The organism is Mesorhizobium sp. CNPSo 4661, assembly GCF_057784215.1.
In genome coordinates this window covers 83982-100013 of record NZ_JBWGIO010000016.1, presented here as the reverse complement: position 1 = coordinate 100013, position 16032 = coordinate 83982, and the positions used below count along the sequence as shown (strand labels likewise).

Below are 16032 nucleotides of genomic sequence, written 5' to 3'. Positions count from 1 at the left end.
CCCCTCGGATTTCGTCGCAGGGCAGTTGGAAGAGGTCAAATGGTCGTTTCGCTTTCGCGCCGAGGGGAAGTCGAGCCGTTCCACGCCATGGACATCCTGGCCGAAGCCAACCGGCTGAAGGCCACCGGCGTGCCTGTGGTGTCGATGGCCGTCGGCCAGCCGTCGGATCCCGCGCCGGTCGGCGTCCGCGAGGCGGCGGCCGCGGCGCTCAGGCATGGCCGCATCGGCTACACCGACGCCTTGGGTCTCGCCGATCTGCGCAAGGCGATCGCGGCGCATTATGGCGAGCATTACGGGATCGACGTCGCGCCGTCGCGCATTGCCGTCACGACCGGCTCATCGGCCGCCTTCAATCTCGCTTTCCTGGCGATGTTCGACCCGGGCGACCGTGTCGCCATCGCCGCACCCGGCTATCCGGCCTACCGCAACATCATGGCCGCGCTCGGCATCGAGATCGTCGAGATCGAGCTCGGCGCGGATGCCTATCTGCATGCCGAGCATCTCAAGGCCACGCATCGCGAGAAGCCGCTGAAGGGGGTGCTGTTTGCCAGCCCCGCCAATCCGACCGGCGCGGTGATCCCGGCGGAGGAACTCGCGACGCTGGTGGAGACGGCCGAGGAACTTGGCATCGCCGTGATCTCCGACGAAATCTATCACCGGCTGGCCTACGCTGCGCCCGATGTCACCGCGCTGACGCATGGCGCCGGCGTGACCGTGGTCAATTCCTTCTCGAAATACTATTGCATGACCGGCTGGCGCATCGGCTGGATGGTGCTGCCGGAAGAGCTGGTGCGGCCGGTCGAGCGTGTCGCCCAGAGCCTCTATATCTCGCCGCCGGAACTGTCGCAGATCGCGGCGATCGAGGCGTTCAAGGCGACGCAGGAGCTGGAAAAGGTGAAGGCGCGCTATGCCTGGAACCGTGACCTCCTGATGAAGCGCCTGCCGGAACTCGGCTTCGCGCTCGCCGCGCCGATGGATGGCGCCTTCTATGCCTTCTGCGATGTCACCCGCCACACCAATGACAGCATGGCTTTCGCGCGCAAAATGCTGGCCGAGGCGCATGTCGCGGCGACGCCCGGCCGTGATTTCGACCCGCTGCAGGGCCATCGCACCATGCGCTTTTCCTATGCCGGCAGCCATGACGACATGGTCGAGGCGCTGGGGCGCATTGAACGCTGGTTGAAATAGAAGCCATGCCGGAACTCGAGCAAGCACTGGCCGAAGTGGCCGCCGAGATGGCTGAGCGCACCGATCGCGGCGCGGTGGCCACCTACATCCCGCAGCTCGGCAAGGTCGATCCGAAGAAATTCGGCATCGCCGCCGTGACCAATGACGGCCGCGTCATCCTTGCCGGCGAAGCCGATCAGCCCTTTTCGATCCAGAGCGTGTCGAAAGTCTTCACGCTCACGCTGGCGCTGGGCAAGGTCGGCGATGCGCTATGGCATCGCGTCGGCCGCGAGCCGTCCGGCAACCCGTTCAACTCCATCGTCCAGCTCGAGCATGAGAATGGCATTCCGCGCAATCCGTTCATCAATGCCGGCGCCATCGTCGTCTCCGACGTCCTGCTCGCGGGCCACCAGCCGCGCGAGGCGATCGGCGAGATCCTGCGTTTCATCCAGTTCCTTGCCGATGACGAGACGATCATCATCGATCGTGAGGTCGCGGCATCCGAGCGGGCCACCGGCTACCGCAACTTCGCCCTGGCCAACTACATGAAATCCTTCGGCAATCTCCATCACGAACCGGAGCTGGCGCTGGGGGTCTATTTCCACCATTGCGCGATCGCCATGAGCTGCCGCCAGCTCGCCATGGCCGGCCGGTTCCTCGCCAATGGCGGCCGGAACCCGGCGACCGGACATTCGGTCGTGTCGACTGAGCGGGCGCGCCGCATCGGCGCCCTGATGCTGACCTGCGGCCACTATGACGGTTCCGGCGATTTCGCCTTCCGCGTAGGCATACCAGGCAAAAGCGGTGTCGGCGGCGGCATTCTCGGCATCGTGCCTGGGGTAGCTTCGCTGGCGGTCTGGTCGCCCGGCCTCAACGAGAACGGCAACTCCAAGCTCGGCTCCATCGCGCTGGAGAAGCTTGCCCGGATGATGAACTGGTCGATCTTCGCGCCGTAAATGAAAAATCCCGCGCCGAGAGTGGCGCGGGATTCCTTTAAAAGATCAACTTAACAGCCTGAAAGGTTTAGAAAAAACCCTTGCGCTGCCACCAGCCGGCGCGCTTCGGTTTGTCTTCGGCCTTGGCCTCGCCGGACACGTTCGAGGAGACGACGGGTACAACCGGCGCGTCGACCGACTGCGGCTTGCGGCGCGTCGGATGCGCACTGGCGGCAGGCTCGGCCTCCGCTGGAGCGGCAGGCGCCGGCTCGGGCGGGGCGGCCACGGGCGCGACCTGGGCCTCGGCAACAGGCTCCGACACCGTCTCGGCCACGGTTTCCTCGGCCACCTTCTTTGCTCGCGAACGGCGGGGCTTCTTCGGCTTCTCGGCCACCTCGGCGTCATCATTGGCGGCCGCTGGAGCAGCAGGCTGTTCGGGCGCGGCTGCCACGACCGGCTCGCCGGCGGCATCCTCGCTTTCCGCCACTTCGTCCTCGGTGTCGCCGACAGTCTCGCCGGCAACCGCCTCCGAAGCCTCGTCCTCGCGGCGGCTGCGCTTGCCGCCGCGCTTGCCGCGCCGCCGCTTCTTGGCCGAACCGTCCTCGGTTGCCGCCGCGGCTTCATCGCCGGCGGTCACGTCCTGAGCCGCTTCTTCGATCGCATCCGTGGCATCGTCGGTTGCTTCGCCCGCTTCCGCCGGTGCCACAGCGTCGCCGGTCTGCTCACGGTCGCGATCCCTGCCGCCACGCCGCCGGCGGCGCTTGCGGCGCCTGCGACCATCGCCGTCCTCGGACCGCTGCTGGTGCTGACCCTGCTGCTGCGGCTGGCGCGGCTGTTCGGCCTGCACCGAAACCTCTTCTTCCTCTTCCTCGATGACGATCTCGTCCTCGGGCTCTTCCGGCTCGACATAGGCCGGCAGGCTGCGCACCTCGACAAAGCCTTCCGGCTTTTCGGCAACGGCGCCGCGGAAGATCGCGTAGTGCTGGGTGCCGAGCGTCTCGTCGGCCTCGATCGTGATCGTCAGGCCGAAGCGGGCTTCGAGCTCCACCAGATTGGCGCGCTTGTGGTTGAGCACATAAAGCGCGGTCACGGCGGGCGTACGCACGATGATGTGGCTGCGCGAATCCTTGAGCAGGAATTCCTCGATCGCCCGCACCACCATCAGCGCCACGGAGGAGTCGGAGCGCACATGGCCGGTGCCGCCGCAATGCGGGCAGGGCTTCATGGTCGATTCCAGCACGCTGGCGCGGATGCGCTGGCGCGACATCTCCATCAGGCCGAAATGCGAGATGCGGCCGACCTGGATACGGGCGCGGTCGTTCTTGAGGTGATCCTTCAGCCGCTTCTCGACGGAGCGGTTGTTGCGGTTCTCCTCCATGTCGATGAAGTCGATGACGATGAGGCCGGCAAGGTCGCGCAGCCTCAGTTGCCGCGCGACTTCCTCGGCCGCTTCCAGATTGGTGTGGAGCGCGGTCTCCTCGATCGAATGCTCCTTGGTGGAGCGGCCGGAGTTGACGTCGATCGAAACCAGCGCCTCTGTCTGGTTGATGATGATGTAGCCGCCGCTCTTCAACGTCACCTGCGGCTGCAGCATGCGGTCGAGCTGCGCCTCGATGCCGTTGCGCACGAAGATCGGCGTGGTGTCGCGGAACGGCTGAACCACCTTGGCGTGGCTCGGCATCAGCATGCGCATGAAGTCCTTGGCCTCGCGGTAGCCGTCTTCGCCGGAAACCAGGATTTCGTCGATGTCCTTGTTGTACAGGTCGCGCACCGAGCGCTTGATCAGGCTGCCTTCCTCGTAGACCAGGGCAGGGGCCGAGGACTGCAGCGTCAGGTTGCGGACGTTTTCCCAAAGCCGCATCAGGTATTCGTAGTCGCGCTTGATTTCGGCCTTGGTGCGGCTTTCGCCGGCGGTGCGCAGGATGACGCCCATGCCCTGCGGCACTTCAAGATCGGCCACGACCTCCTTCAGGCGCTTGCGGTCCTGTGCGTTGGTGATCTTGCGCGATATGCCGCCGCCGCGCGCCGTGTTCGGCATCAGCACCGAATAGCGGCCGGCAAGCGAGAGGTACGTGGTGAGCGCCGCGCCCTTGTTGCCGCGCTCTTCCTTGACCACCTGCACCAAAAGGATCTGGCGGCGCTTGATGACTTCCTGGATCTTGTACTGGCGTCGCACCGGCTTGCGGCGGTTGCGGATTTCCTCGAGCGCATCTTCGGCGCCGACCGATTCGACCTCGTGCTCGTCCGAATGCGAGGACGAGACCTCCTCCAGCATGCCGCGATCATTGTCGCTGGCGGCGGCCTCGCCGCTCTGCTCGGGCTGGTCCGTCTGCGGGACCGCTTCGGAAATCACGTCGGCTTCGACGTTAGCCGCGATCGAGGTGGGGCCGCCTTCCGATGGCTTCCCATCATCGTCGTCGGCTGATTCTTCAGCCGTTTCCAGTGCGGCGCCGACGGCCTCGGAGGTCGTTTCCGCGTTTTCCGCTTGGACATCGTCGGTCTCGCCGCCGGCATCCTCGCTTCCGACAGCCTCGGCAGCGGTTTCCTCGGTCGCTATGGCCTCTGCCGGGCTTTCCCCGCTTTCCGGGGAAGCAGCGACTTCGGCATCGTGCTTGTGCTCACCGCGGTCGCGGTTCTTGCCGCCGCGCCGCCGGCTGCGTCGGCCACCGCGATCGCGCGCCTGCTGCTCTTCGCCGTTCTCGGCCTCCTCGTCGTCTTCGTCTTCGGCTTCCTGCGCCTCGGCGCGCAGCAGGGCCTGACGGTCGGCGACCGGGATCTGGTAATAATCGGGATGAATTTCGCTGAAGGCGAGAAAACCGTGACGGTTGCCGCCATACTCGACAAAGGCTGCCTGGAGGGAAGGTTCGACGCGCGTTACGCGGGCGAGGTAGATGTTTCCTTTGAGCTGCTTCTTGTCCTGGGATTCAAAGTCGAATTCTTCGATGCGGTTACCGCGAACGACAACAACGCGTGTTTCCTCCGGGTGGGAGGCGTCTATCAGCATCTTGTTGGGCATTATTTTGTTTCCTGCCGGCAGCCGACGGCCGCAGCTGGCGTGGCAATGCCCGCCGCTGTGCGCCTGTATCTGTGTGCATGCCGGATAATTGAACGTCCGCCGGCCGCCGCTTGAGCGCAATGGCGGTGCCGCCCGCAGCCATTGTGGCGCGGTTTGATGCGGACCTTTCCATGATTGCGCTTGAAGCCATCGGCACCCAGCAGAACCTTTTGAACCAAAGCCCGGGTTGAGCCGGACCAGCTTGTTTGCTCACGAAGAGCCGGCGCGGGGGCAACCCGGCCGTTTTCCTCACGCAAGCGATTCCCCCGCCACGAGGGCACGCTTGCGAAATTCGTCGCGACCACCTGAGCCTGGAAGGGTAACGGAGCCGCCTTTGCATCCGACCTGTGGCAGGAAACTGCTGAGGCGAGCGGTTCCAGGATTGCAGTGATCCAACGTCGCTTTTATGATTTGGCGGGATGGAAGGCAACCCCGATTTCGGATGCCGGCAAAAAGCGCTTCCGCTGGGGAAGGTGTCTTTCGTCGCGCTCTCTGAAAGGCTTGGTTAACCTTCTCTGAATACCAATCGTTAATCGGGTTGGTGGCCTGACAGGCACTTTGCAAGAAGGTTGGGCGCAATGCGTCAAACCGGGAGCGACGGATAAGAGATGGGACCGGCGGGCGCCGCAGACAAGAGGAGTGGGGCCGGCGGGCATTTCCCGCGCCTGGCCTGGGCCGCCTTGCTGCTGGCTGTGTTGTTCTGCCTCACTGCCGGCGCGCATGCCGACGACCTGCTTGGCGCGACCGGCTACAAGATGGCCGGCGACGCCACGAAGATGCGCATCGTCGTGAATTTCGACCGCGAGCCGGACGTCAAATGGTTCCTGCTGCGCGGCCCCAATCGCCTGGTCGTCGACCTGCCTCGCACGCGATTCGCCGTCGACGCCAAGGATGTGAAGCCGCGCGGCCTTGTGCGGGCTGTTCGCTACGGCGATCAGGGACATGGCTCGCGCCTGATCCTTACCGGCAAGGGCCCTTTCGTCGTCGACAAGCTCGACGTGCTCAAGAATGACGACGGCAGCGGCTACCGCATCGCCATCGATATGTCGGCCGCCTCCGAGCGGGAGTTCGACGAAGCTCTCGCCAATCAGTCGCTGACCACCGGCTCGACGGTTTCGACCGAAAAGGGCGAGCGGGTCGGCACCGGGCCGGTCTCGGCGCCCGGCCATCGCTTCACGGTGGTTATCGATCCCGGCCATGGCGGCGTCGATGGCGGCGCAGAAAGCTCCGCCGGCACGATCGAGAAGGACGTCACGCTCGCTTTTGCCGAGGAGCTGCGCGACAAGCTGGCCGCGGCCGGCAAATACGATGTCTTCATGACACGCGACAACGACGTGTACCTGGCGCTGGACGAACGCGTGCGCATCGCGCGCCAGCACGAGGCCGATCTCCTGATCTCCATCCATGCCGATACGATCGCCGTCAAAGGCCTTCGCGGCGCCACGGTCTACACGCTCTCGGACAAGGCCTCCGATCCGGAAGCCCAGGCGCTCGCCGATCGCGAGAACCTGTCCGACCAGTTCGCCGGAATGAAGATCGAGGACGACAACAAGGAAGTCACCGACATCCTGATCGACCTGATCCGCCGTGAAACGCATGGTTTCTCGATGAGCTTCGCCCACACGCTGGTCGGCCAGTTGTCGACCAGCGTCGGCCTTATCAACAATCCGCAGCGCTCGGCCGGCTTCAGGGTGCTCAAGGCCCCGGACGTGCCGTCCGTCCTGGTCGAGCTCGGCTACCTCTCCAACGTCAAGGATGAGGCGCAGTTGCTCAACGCCGACTGGCGCGGCAAGGCGGCGCAAAGCATAACCAACGCGGTCGCCCTGTTTGCCGCCGCGAAGGCCGGAACCGCGACGGGCGGCTGACCCGCACCCGCCCACAACCGTCGGACGTCTACAACCGCAAGCAGCGTTGCATGACGACAACACCCGGCGTTATTATTCGGCAACCGAGTCCTCAAATTTCGCGCTGCCGTATTTTGTCCACATGGTCGCGACATGGGTTTTTGATTGCGGATTGGGACCGCTCCGGGAAGCTTGCGCGGCAGGCGGCTTCGTTTAGGAAAATCCCGAACCTCGGACTGGAGCGGGCATGATTCGTCTCATCGGCTATTTCTTTGGCGTCGGCACGACGCTGGCGCTGCTGGTGGCTGCTGGTATCGCTATTTATATCAGCCATGTGGCGAAGGACCTGCCCGACTACGAGGTTCTGGCCAAGTATGAGCCGCCGGTGACGACGCGCATCCATGCCTCCGACGGCGCCCTGATGGCCGAATATGCGCGCGAGCGGCGTCTCTACCTGCCGATCCAGGCCATCCCGGACCGCGTCAAGGCTGCTTTCATGTCGGCCGAGGACAAGAACTTCTACAACCATCCCGGCATCGACATCACCGGCCTCGGCCGCGCCATAATCGTCAACCTGCAGAATTTCGGTTCCGGCCGGCGGCAGGTCGGCGCCTCGACCATCACCCAGCAGGTGGCGAAGAACTTCCTGCTCACCTCCGACCAGACCTATGAGCGCAAGATCAAGGAGATGATCCTGGCCTTCCGCATCGAGCAGGCCTATTCCAAGGACCGCATCCTCGAGCTCTATCTCAACGAAATCTTCTTCGGCTTCGGCGCCTATGGCGTCGCCGGCGCCGCGCTCACCTATTTCGACAAGTCGGTCAACGAGTTGACGGTTGCGGAGGCCGCCTATCTCGCCTCGCTGCCGAAGGGCCCGAACAACTACCATCCCTTCAAGCATGCCGACCGCGCAATCGAGCGCCGCAATTGGGTCATCGACCAGATGGTCGAGAATGGCTATGTCACCCGCGAGGAAGGCGACAAGGCCAAGGCCGAGCCGCTCGGCGTCAAGCCCCGCCGCAATGGCTCGTATCTGTTCGCCGGCGAGTATTTCACCGAGGAAGTCCGCCGCCAGATTATCGCCCGCTATGGCGAGAACGCGCTTTACGAGGGCGGCCTGTCGGTGCGCACGACGCTCGATCCGAATGTCCAGCTCATCGCCCGCAAGTCGTTGCAGAACGGCCTGCTCAAATACGACATGCTGCGCGGCTATCGCGGACCGGTGACGCATATCGACGTCTCCGGCGACTGGGGCGTGCCGCTCGGCAATGTGAAGGGTCTCGAGGATGTTCCGGAATGGACGCTGGCCGTCGTGCTCGACAGTTCGGCGAGTGGCCTGACCATCGGCATCCAGCCGACGCGGCAGGTTTCCGGCGATCTGGTCAAGGAGCGCGTCCAGGGCACCGTCAGCAAGGAAGACATGGGCTTCGCCATGCGCCACTTCGTCAACGGCAAGTCCGTCAGGGCGAAGTCCCCGGCGGAAGTGCTGGAACCCGGCGACGTGATCTTCGTGCAGAAGAATGACGGCTCCGACAATACCTACATGCTGCGCCAGGTGCCGGAGGTCGAGGGCGGCCTTGTCGCCATGGATCCGCACACCGGCCGCGTGCTCGCCATGGTCGGCGGCTTCTCCTACGCGCAGTCGGAATTCAACCGCGCCACCCAGGCGATGCGCCAGCCCGGTTCCTCGTTCAAGCCGATCGTCTATTCGGCGGCGCTCGACAACGGCTACACGCCGGCCTCGGTGATCATGGACGGCCCGATCACCATCCAGAGCGGCAACACCACCTGGACGCCGAAGAATTATGACGGCACGGTCGCGGGGCCGGCAACCTTGCGCTCCGGTATCGAGAAGTCGCGAAACCTGATGACCGTGCGACTCGCCAACGACATGGGCATGAAGCTGGTCGTGGAATATGCCGAGCGCTTCGGCGTCTACGATCATCTGGCGCCCTATCTGCCGATGGCGCTGGGTTCCGGCGAAACGACCGTCATGCGCATGGTTTCGGCCTATTCGATCATGGCCAATGGCGGCAAGTCGATCAAACCGTCGCTGATCGACCGCATCCAGGACCGCTACGGCAAGACGGTGTTCAAACAGGACGAGCGCGGCTGCGAGGGCTGCAACGCCGCCGAATGGAAGAACCAGCCCGAGCCGGAGCTGGTCGACAACTCCGAGCAGGTGCTCGACCCGATGACCGCCTACCAGATCACCTCGATGATGGAGGGCGTCGTGCAGCGCGGTACCGGCGCCACCATCGGCGAGCTTGGTCGTCACATCGCCGGCAAGACCGGCACGACCAATGACGAGAAGGACGCCTGGTTCATCGGCTTCACGCCAAACCTCGTCGTCGGTCTCTACATGGGCTACGACACGCCGCGCGGCCTCGGCAAGGGCGCCACGGGTGGCGGTCTCGCCGCCCCGATCTTCAAGGATTTCATGCGCGTGGCGCTTGACGGCAAGCCGAACACTGACTTCCAGGTTCCGGACGGCATGAAGCTCATCGCCATCAACCGGAAGACCGGCATGCGCGCCGCCGAAGGCGATCCCAACACCATCGTTGAAGCGTTCAAGCCCGGCACCGGCCCGGCCGACAGCTACTGGGTGATCGGCATGGGCGCCGATGGCTCGAACGGCTCGGGCGGGGCGCTGTCGCCGCAGGCCAACCAGGCCATCCAGGACGGCGGCGGCGGGCTTTACTGACGTCGAAATGCTTCTCGAATGGGTCGGCCCGCCGCCGGCCCATTTCGCTTTACAGGCGGCGATGCCGTGCCTATGTATCGCGCCTATTCCAAAAAACCGAAAAGAACAGGACCGGACGAAGAGCCATGCGCGCGGAAACGCTCAACATTGTCGACGAGATCAGGCAGGCGATAACCCTGCTGAGGAGGCATCTTTGACTGGGATCAGGCTGTAAAGCGGCTTGAATACCTGAATTCGCGCGCAGAGGATTCCAGTCTCTGGAATGATCCGATCGAAGCGCAGAAGCTGATGCGCGAGCGCCAGGAGCTTGAGGACGGCATCGCCGCCGTCAAGGGGATGACCCAGGCTCTGGAAGACAATATCGGCCTGATCGAGCTCGGCGAGGAAGAGGGCGACGACGGCATCGTCGCCGAAGCGGAGGCGGCGTTGCGTTCGATGCAGGGCGAGGCGAAGGCCCGCCAGGTCGAGACGCTGCTCTCGGGCGAGGCCGACGCCAACGACACCTATCTCGAAATCCATGCCGGCGCCGGTGGCACCGAGAGCCAGGACTGGGCCTCGATGCTCCTGCGCATGTACACGCGCTGGGCCGAGCGCCGCCGCTTCAAGGTCGAGGTGCTGGAAGTCCATGACGGCGAAGAAGCGGGCATCAAGTCCGCCACCGTGCTGATCAAGGGTCACAACGCCTATGGCTGGCTGAAGACGGAATCCGGCGTCCATCGCCTGGTGCGTATTTCGCCCTATGACAGCAATGCGCGCCGCCACACGTCGTTCTCCAGTATCTGGGTCTATCCTGTCGTCGACGACAAGATAGAGATCGACGTTTCGGAATCCGATGTCCGCATCGATACCTATCGTTCATCCGGCTCGGGCGGGCAGCACGTCAACACCACGGATTCGGCTGTGCGCATCACCCATATCGCCACCGGCATCGCGGTCGCCTGCCAGGCGGAGCGTTCGCAGCACAAGAACAAGGCCAAGGCCTGGGAAATGCTGCGCTCGCGCCTCTACGAGGAAGAGCTGAAGAAGCGCGAAGCGGTCGCCAATGCGACCGAGGCCTCCAAGAGCGATATCGGCTGGGGCCACCAGATCCGCTCCTATGTGCTGCAGCCCTATCAGTTGGTGAAGGATCTGCGCACCGGCGTCGAGAGCACTTCGCCGTCGAGCGTGCTCGACGGCGATCTCGACGAGTTCATGGAAGCATCGCTGTCGCACCGCATCGAAGGTGGCGCGGGCGAAGCGGTGGCGGACCTCGACTAGTGCATATGCGTTGCGGGAGCGGAGGAAGCCGGTGTCTCGAACACTAGCGGGAAAATGCTTCTGCGGCGCAGTCCACTATGAGGTTGCGGACGAATTTGTTTACGCGGCGAACTGCCATTGCTCGAACTGCCGGCGCACGACCGGGTCGGCGTTCAAGCCCTTCGCCGGCATCGAGCGCGAAAAGTTCCGTCTCGTCGCGGGCGATGACAGGCTGCTGATCTTCGGCGACGAGAGCGGCCACGACGCGCATTGCGGGCGATGCGGCTCGCTCATCTATTCGTTGGTCCGCGACGGCGCCTATGTGCATGTCGCCATGGGCACGCTGGTCGACGATCCGACCATACGGCCGACCGCGCACATCTTTGTCGGGTCGAAGGCGAAGTGGTTCACAATCACGGACGACCTGCCGCAGTATGATGGGCATGTTCCCGGCTGAAACGTCTGGAACCAGCTTGAGCCGAATCCCGTTGTCCGGCACCGGTTCCGTGCGGCTAACCGGTCGTTAACCAAGCCGGCGCACGTTTCTGAATGGCAGAGGCTGGCGGGAATTGTCGCATCGCCGTTGCAAGCGGTTGCTTGCGCCAGTCGAGGAATCAGCCCAGCTTTCGTGCTGGGGTTAAAAGCATTTATGGCCGGATGCGGCATATCTGCGACCGACGATCCGGCCACTGGGAAGACACGTTCCGGGAACGGGCAAGCGAAAACGCTTGATGCTCGAAAGGAATGTTTCGATGTCTGCTGCCATATCAAGATCGGCCCAAGCCGTTCGACCGGCTGGCCGACTTTTGTTCTCCCTGTTCGCTGTTGGAGCTATCTCGGTGCTGGCGCCGCCGGCCGTCGCGCACGACGCCCAAGCCACGGCGGTGATGCCGCAAGGCTGGAAATATCCCTTTGCCTGCTGTGCCAACTTCGATTGCAAGGAGGTGCCGCAGTCTTCGATCAGCGAGCGGCCCGAAGGCTATGTCATAAAAGGCACGGGCGAGGTGGTGGCCTATAGCGACAAGCGGGTCAAGAATTCGCCCGACGGCGAGTACCACTGGTGCGCGCATCAGGCAGGGCTCGACGCCGGCAAGACCATCTGCCTGTTCGTGCCGCCGCCCTCTTACTAGACCTCGCGAGCCAAACGCGAGGCGCGAGAGGGCTTCGAGCGCGCCAGCATGTCTGCCGAAGCTGCTGACAGACGGTTGTCAGGATCACTTCTTTATGTTGCCCTGCTGCCAGTGGAATCCGGGGTGGCGGCGGGCAATTGAGAGGTGAGGTGATGACCATCAAGGGAAGCTGCCACTGCAAGGCGACAACCTTCGAGGTTGCCGAGGCGCCGCGGACGGTGACGCAATGCACATGCTCGTTCTGCTCGAAGCGGGGGTCGTTATGGGCATACTATGTGCCGTCGCAATTCAAGCTCACGAGCCCGCCCGAGAATGTCTCCTTCTATCGCTGGGGCTCGAAGACCGTAAAGCACGGTTTCTGCGCCACTTGCGGCTGTGGCACCTTCACCGAAACGCCCGATTGGTCGACCGGAAAGCCGGACTTCGACAACCCGAAGATCAGCGTCAATTCGCGCCTGTTCGACGATTTCGACCTGGATAAGGTCGAGGTGGTGGTCATCGACGGCAAGAATCTGTGGTAGACGCGAAGCGGGAACGGCCGCCGAGCTTCGCAGGCCGCACTCCCGTTCCGTTTTTCGCCGCATTTCATGCTACAAGGCTGCGGAAGGGCTGATTTGGCACGGCCGAAAGGCCGTGAATTGGAGAGGGACCAATCTCATGAAGAAGACTGTGCTCGTCGCCGTGGCGACGGCTCTACTGGTGAGCGCCTGCACCACCACCGATCCGTATACCGGCGACCAGAAGGTCTCCAACACGGCGGCCGGTGCCGGCCTTGGCGCGCTGGCGGGCGCCAGCCTCGGTCTGCTGGCCGGCGGCAATGACCGCCGCAACGCGTTGATCGGCGCCGGCATCGGCGCGCTCGCCGGCGGCGCGATCGGCGCGACGATGGACCAGAACGAGGCCGAGCTTCGCCGTCAGTTGCAGGGCACCGGCGTCAGCGTTACCCGCAGCGGCGACCAGATTATCCTCAACATGCCGTCCGATATCACCTTCAACGTCGACCAGGACGCGGTGAAGCCGGGCTTCTATCCGGTGCTGAATTCGGTCGCGCTGGTGCTGAAGAAGTTCCGCCAGACCACGGTGGACGTTTTCGGCCATACCGACTCGACCGGCGGCGATCAGCACAATTTCGACCTGTCGCAGCGTCGCGCGCTTGCAGTCGCCAATTACCTGTCCGGCCAGGGCGTCGATCAGCGCCGCTTCGCAGTCACCGGCTTCGGCAAGACGCGCCCGATCGCATCCAACGCGACGGCCGCTGGCCGCGAACAGAACCGGCGCGTCGAAATCCAGCTGTCGCCGCTCACGTAAGACGAACCGCGCCGGCAGCATAAGTCCATCAATAAAAAACGGCCCCGCATGGGGCCGTTTTTTATTGGCTCGGGCCAGGGATGGGTCGAAAGTCTTAGGACATTAGCTTTTTCTAATTGATACTTTTCTAGAACCGGTGAAAGGACTACCATCTTCGTGTTCCAGAGGGGATGGGGTGGTCAATCGGCCGCGCAATCAACATCTGCCGCCCCGGTCTTGCACGGCCAGATCAAGGGAATCTGGGAGGAATTCATGACAAGAACAGCTCGTTTGGGGCGCTGCGGCGTCCTTGTTTTGACTGGCCTTTTGGGCGCATGGCTTGGAGCCGCCACGGCCCAGGCCGAGGACGCCAACAAGGCCGACATCGAGGCCTTGAAGAAGTCGCTGGCCAAGTATGAAGACTACACGGCAGCCGTCCGCGACCTCTATTTGTCGACGGTCGGCTGCGTCCACTATAGCGGCGAGAAGATAGACGGCGCCATGTACTATCCGAAGGGCGCGATGGGCATCCATTTCGTCAACGTCCCGAGCATCGGCAAGCCGCTCGATCCGATGAAGCCCAATGTCCTGATCTACGAGCCAACCAAGAAAGGTCTGAAACTGGTCGGCGTGGAATGGCTGGTGCCGTTGACGCCGGACGTGAAGGAAGCTCCGAAGCTGTTCGGCCAGAAATTCATGGGGCCGATGGAAGGACACTACCCGCTCATCCCGAGGGAGTTTGTCCACTACGACCTGCATGCCTGGCTGTTCAGGGACAATCCGAACGGCATGTTCACCCCGACGAACCCGAAGGTGACATGCAACAAGGCCGACTTCCCGATGCTGGAGAAGCCGACCAAGATGATGCCTGGGCCGATGTAGGGCAGGGCGAGCAAACGGTACAAAAACGAAACGGCCCCGATCGGGGCCGTTTCATTCTGCCGTAGCGGTCCGGAACTCAGACCTTCGCGACGATCCGCATGAAGGCCGGCACGTCGTCGCCGAAGCCGACGGTTGCGTCGTCTTCTTCCTGACGATGGCGGCCGGGGCGGTCGCGCTGCGGACGGGCGTCGCCGCGCTGCTCGTGATGGTTGCCCGAACCCTTGCGCTCGTTGTCGGAACGAATCGCGTCCTTGCGGGCGCGGCGTTCGGCGATATCGGCCACTTCGGCGACAGGCTGCTCTTCGCGCGCCGCATCGGGCGTCTCGTCGCGCTTGGCGTGACGGTCCTTCTTGCGCTCGCCGCGTTCCTTGCGATCGTCCTTGCGGTCCTCGTCCTTGCGGCCGGCCCGACGCGGCGCGCCGCGGCCGCGCCGCGGCTGCTCCTCGCCCTCGCTTTCGGTCACGGTCGACAGGTCGCCGTCATGCCACTCGATCTTGGTGCCGATCAGCCTTTCGATGGCATCGACGTATTTCGTGTCCGAGCGCGTCGCGATGGTGAAGGATTTTCCGGAGCGGCCGGCGCGGCCGGTGCGGCCGATGCGGTGGACATAATCCTCCGCGTGGATCGGCACGTCGTAGTTGAAGACGTGGCTGACATCGGGAATGTCGAGGCCGCGCGCGGCGACGTCGGACGCAACCAGATAACGCAACTTGCCGTCGCGGAAGTTGGCGAGCATCTGCATGCGCGCCCGCTGATCCATGTCGCCATGCAGCGCGCCCGCATCGAAATCATATTTCAGCAACGAGCGGAAAAGCTCCGACACCTCGATCTTGCGGTTGCAGAAGATGATGGCGTTCTTCAGCTCGGCGTCTTCGGCCTTCATGAGATTGCGCAGCGTCTCGCGCTTGTCCCAGGGTTTTGAGCCCGACTTGACCAGCCGCTGGATGATGTTGGTTGCGGCGGATGCGGCCTTGGAAACCTCGACGCGAACCGGCGCGTGCAGGAATTTTTCGGTGAGCTTGGTGATCTCCGGCGGCATCGTCGCCGAGAAGAACAAAGTCTGGCGCGTGAACGGGATCATCTCGCAGATGCGTTCGATATCCGGGATGAAGCCCATGTCGAGCATGCGGTCGGCCTCGTCGATGACGAGGATCTCGACGCCGTTGAGCAACAGCTTGCCGCGCTCGCGGTGGTCGAGCAAGCGGCCGGGCGTTGCGATCAATACGTCGGCGCCACGCTCGAGCTTCTTGTCCTGTTCGTCGAAGGAGACGCCGCCGATCAAAAGCGCGATGTTGAGCTTATGGTTCTTGCCGTATTTGATGAAGTTCTCCTCGACCTGCGCGGCCAGCTCACGGGTCGGTTCGAGGATCAGCGTGCGCGGCATGCGGGCCCGCGCTCGGCCCTTTTCCAGGCGCGTCAGCATCGGCAGCACAAAGGAAGCGGTCTTGCCGGTGCCGGTCTGGGCGATACCCAGCACGTCCTTGCCGAGCAGCGCATGCGGGATGGCGCCGGCCTGGATCGGCGTCGGCTGGGTATAACCGGCATCGGTGACTGCGGAGAGGACCTTCGGCGACAGGCCGAGGTCCGAGAATGTCAATGCTTCTTGAGCGATCGTGGTGTCTGAGGACAAGTGTTTGTTGTCTTTATTGGTTGGGAAAATCGCGACACAGGAGCCGCGACAGGCGCCGCGCGCCTGCAAGATCGGTGTTGCAGTTAGGCGCAAGTCCTCGATTTGTCAACAGAAACGGACGGAAATACAGCGATTGTGAAGACGTAACCTTAATCGCGATGC

12 protein-coding genes are annotated in these 16032 nt (G+C 63.6%); 10 read left to right on the top strand and 2 right to left on the bottom strand.

Annotated elements, in window-relative coordinates:
• The first annotated feature begins 39 nt into the window (after positions 1-39).
• Positions 40-1188 (top strand): pyridoxal phosphate-dependent aminotransferase, encoded by a 1149-nt coding sequence (locus AC0YKC_RS24045; protein ID WP_434722544.1) that lies wholly within the window; start codon positions 40-42, stop codon positions 1186-1188.
• Positions 1189-1193: 5 nt separating this feature from the next.
• A complete protein-coding gene (locus AC0YKC_RS24040; protein ID WP_434722545.1) occupies positions 1194-2123 on the top strand; it encodes a glutaminase in 930 nt (309 codons plus the stop codon).
• Between the two features lie 67 nt (positions 2124-2190).
• Here the strand turns inward: AC0YKC_RS24040 and AC0YKC_RS24035 are convergent, their stop codons facing one another.
• A complete protein-coding gene (locus AC0YKC_RS24035; RefSeq protein WP_488512861.1) occupies positions 2191-5118 on the bottom strand; it encodes an Rne/Rng family ribonuclease in 2928 nt (975 codons plus the stop codon).
• 647 nt (positions 5119-5765) lie between these two features.
• On the opposite strand from AC0YKC_RS24035, the gene AC0YKC_RS24030 reads away from it, so the two are divergent.
• The 8 genes from AC0YKC_RS24030 to AC0YKC_RS23995 all read left to right on the top strand — a co-directional run bounded on the left by AC0YKC_RS24030 (position 5766) and on the right by AC0YKC_RS23995 (position 14240).
• Positions 5766-7022 carry an N-acetylmuramoyl-L-alanine amidase gene (locus AC0YKC_RS24030; protein WP_320298013.1) on the top strand — a complete coding sequence of 419 codons (1257 nt, stop codon included), beginning with the start codon at positions 5766-5768 and terminating at the stop codon, positions 7020-7022.
• A gap of 226 nt (positions 7023-7248) precedes the next feature.
• Entirely contained in the window at positions 7249-9705 is a 2457-nt protein-coding gene (locus AC0YKC_RS24025) for a penicillin-binding protein 1A (RefSeq protein WP_488512860.1), read from the top strand.
• Between the two features lie 125 nt (positions 9706-9830).
• Positions 9831-10962 (top strand): peptide chain release factor 2 gene (gene prfB / locus AC0YKC_RS24020; RefSeq protein ID WP_488512859.1). Its coding sequence is split into 2 segments (ribosomal slippage): positions 9831-9896 and positions 9898-10962, totalling 1131 coding nucleotides; the frame shifts between segments, so codons are not numbered across the junction.
• Positions 10963-10993: 31 nt separating this feature from the next.
• Complete coding sequence (locus AC0YKC_RS24015) at positions 10994-11398, top strand: GFA family protein (protein WP_488512858.1); 405 nt, start codon at positions 10994-10996, stop codon at positions 11396-11398.
• 295 nt (positions 11399-11693) lie between these two features.
• Complete coding sequence (locus AC0YKC_RS24010; RefSeq protein WP_488512857.1) at positions 11694-12071, top strand: hypothetical protein; 378 nt, start codon at positions 11694-11696, stop codon at positions 12069-12071.
• A 152-nt stretch (positions 12072-12223) separates the two neighbouring features.
• Positions 12224-12592, top strand: coding sequence for a GFA family protein (locus tag AC0YKC_RS24005; protein WP_140829676.1), 369 nt, complete (start codon positions 12224-12226; stop codon positions 12590-12592).
• 136 nt (positions 12593-12728) lie between these two features.
• The gene (locus AC0YKC_RS24000; RefSeq protein WP_320298008.1) at positions 12729-13379 is read left to right on the top strand and encodes a YiaD family glycine zipper/OmpA-like lipoprotein; all 651 of its coding nucleotides are present in this window, start codon (positions 12729-12731) and stop codon (positions 13377-13379) included.
• Between the two features lie 252 nt (positions 13380-13631).
• Positions 13632-14240: a hypothetical protein gene (locus AC0YKC_RS23995; RefSeq protein WP_434722551.1), complete on the top strand. Its 609-nt coding sequence runs from the start codon at positions 13632-13634 to the stop codon at positions 14238-14240.
• 76 nt (positions 14241-14316) lie between these two features.
• Here AC0YKC_RS23995 and AC0YKC_RS23990 read toward each other — a convergent pair whose 3' ends face one another.
• Positions 14317-15870: a DEAD/DEAH box helicase gene (locus AC0YKC_RS23990; protein WP_434722552.1), complete on the bottom strand. Its 1554-nt coding sequence runs from the start codon at positions 15868-15870 to the stop codon at positions 14317-14319.
• Positions 15871-16032: the final 162 nt, after the last annotated feature.

Coding starts and splice junctions, on each gene's coding strand:
- AC0YKC_RS24025 (WP_488512860.1), top strand. CDS start 7,249: ATGATTCGTCTCATCGGCTATTTCTTTGGCGTCGGCACGACGCTGGCG.
- AC0YKC_RS24000 (WP_320298008.1), top strand. CDS start 12,729: ATGAAGAAGACTGTGCTCGTCGCCGTGGCGACGGCTCTACTGGTGAGC.
- AC0YKC_RS24045 (WP_434722544.1), top strand. CDS start 40: ATGGTCGTTTCGCTTTCGCGCCGAGGGGAAGTCGAGCCGTTCCACGCC.
- AC0YKC_RS23995 (WP_434722551.1), top strand. CDS start 13,632: ATGACAAGAACAGCTCGTTTGGGGCGCTGCGGCGTCCTTGTTTTGACT.
- AC0YKC_RS24010 (WP_488512857.1), top strand. CDS start 11,694: ATGTCTGCTGCCATATCAAGATCGGCCCAAGCCGTTCGACCGGCTGGC.
- AC0YKC_RS24040 (WP_434722545.1), top strand. CDS start 1,194: ATGCCGGAACTCGAGCAAGCACTGGCCGAAGTGGCCGCCGAGATGGCT.
- AC0YKC_RS24005 (WP_140829676.1), top strand. CDS start 12,224: ATGACCATCAAGGGAAGCTGCCACTGCAAGGCGACAACCTTCGAGGTT.
- AC0YKC_RS24030 (WP_320298013.1), top strand. CDS start 5,766: ATGGGACCGGCGGGCGCCGCAGACAAGAGGAGTGGGGCCGGCGGGCAT.
- AC0YKC_RS24035 (WP_488512861.1), bottom strand. CDS start 5,118: ATGCCCAACAAGATGCTGATAGACGCCTCCCACCCGGAGGAAACACGC.